This window comes from Candidatus Cloacimonadota bacterium (genome assembly GCA_034661015.1).
In the GTDB taxonomy this organism is placed as follows: domain Bacteria; phylum Cloacimonadota; class Cloacimonadia; order JGIOTU-2; family JGIOTU-2; genus JAYEKN01.
Genome location: JAYEKN010000266.1, coordinates 1 through 1,683 on the forward strand (window position 1 = coordinate 1; position 1,683 = coordinate 1,683).

The 1,683-nt window shown below is 32.0% G+C and carries 2 protein-coding genes; both read right to left on the reverse strand.

Going from position 1 to position 1,683, the window contains the following annotated elements:
* Positions 1-461: 461 nt before the first annotated feature.
* Complete coding sequence (locus tag U9P79_09545; protein MEA2104866.1) at positions 462-737, reverse strand: hypothetical protein; 276 nt, start codon at positions 735-737, stop codon at positions 462-464.
* Positions 738-824: 87 nt separating this feature from the next.
* Positions 825-1,683: virulence RhuM family protein (locus U9P79_09550; GenBank protein MEA2104867.1), on the reverse strand; the 859-nt coding region annotated here is incomplete at its 5' end.

Here is a 1,683-nt window from a genome sequence, read left to right on the forward strand (position 1 = left end):
GATGGATAATGATTTCATAAAAACCCCACCCGAAGAAATGCTACAAGAAGCACTTGATTTTGCTATTGATGAAATAAAGTGAAATCTTAGTGAAATAAAAAATGGAGAGGTGTTTCGTTAAGAAATTCGCATCCCCTCATTTTTTTACAAGAATGCATCTAAAAAAACCGAGTTATTTGAGGGCATTTTGTCTGGATTTATTCGTCAGTCTTTTTGGACAATGTCTGCGAGGGGGTAAACCCCCACGCTAAATCGAAAAAAGTATTATGAATAATACTCATTACATAGCAGCCATTTTTTTCAGCCTGATTTATCCGGCTTTATTCGATTCAGCGTGGGCATTTATGCCCTCGCAGAAAGGAATATTGGATTATTAAAATTGCCTAGTTAAAGTAGTACCAAAACCTTGAAAACCATTGATTCTTTCACGGATGAATTCCTTTTTTTTGGAATCATAATTATCAATTTCCAAATCTTGGATTAACAATATTATTATAAATCGAACCGAATGAATAAGTAAGTCCTATTGATCCCCAATATGTGTATTGGGTTTCAAGTTCTCTTTGCTTCAGCAACAATTCTTCAGGTGTAACATCACCTGCAGGTAAGGAAATCTGATCATGAACTCTTGAAATATCTTCGAAAATCGGTGTACAGGAAACGTATCTTATTAATCCCAATTTCAAAGTTGCTACTAATGTTTGGACACTGCCACGTTCTTCTTGCTTTTTTTTCAATCTGAATGTGGAGTGTTTTGTTAGCTCCGTTTCTATTGAGAATCATCAATTTCCCTTAAGATTTTATTTCTTTGATTATTAACCGCGTTATTTATTTTTTCCCTTCCCTGTAAGCCTTTTCATTTCTTTATCAAAATCAGATATATATTTTTTGTCTTCTTCTTTTCTAAATTTATTGTATTCAACTTTTGCTTTTTCAATTGCTTTTTGGTGGCTTATCTTTCCTGAATTTTTAAGAATTTCTTTTTCAGAAGCTGCCAAAAAACTATCAAGTTTGTTGATCCAATCTTCCATTTTCATTAATCGTCCTTCAATTGCTTGGAGCTCAGCAAAATCCAAATACATTGATACAATCAGATTTAGTTGTTTCAGCTCATTTTCGGAAAGATAATTTTTCGCTATCCCAATATCACGAGTTGTAATATAATTTCCTTTGAAATTTGTTAATCCGATAAAAGGTTTTTCAGCATCTACTCTATCACTAATTAACTCAGCTGCAGTTTTTCCGTGAACTGCGAAATGCATTTTGTTTTGAACTGTAGCAAAAAATGTTTTAGTCATTTGCTCATCTTTTTTATAATCAATACTTGTTGTGTAAATATCTGTAACTTTTTGATAAAAATTTCTTTCGCTACTGCGAATATCACGAATTCTTTGTAATAATTCTTCAAAATATCGAGATCTTGCACCTTCTTGTTTCAAACGATCATCATCCATTGTAAAACCTTTAATGATATACTCTCTTATTCTTTCAGTTGCCCATTTTCTAAATTGAGTTCCCTGTAGAGATTTTACACGATAACCAACAGAAATAATTACATCAAGATTGTAATAATATGGTGCTTTTTGCTGAAATTCGGAAATTCCGAATTTCTGTATAGTTTGGCTTTCTTCCAACTCTTTTTCTTTGTAAATATTTTTAATATGTTCGTTTATTGTAGACTTT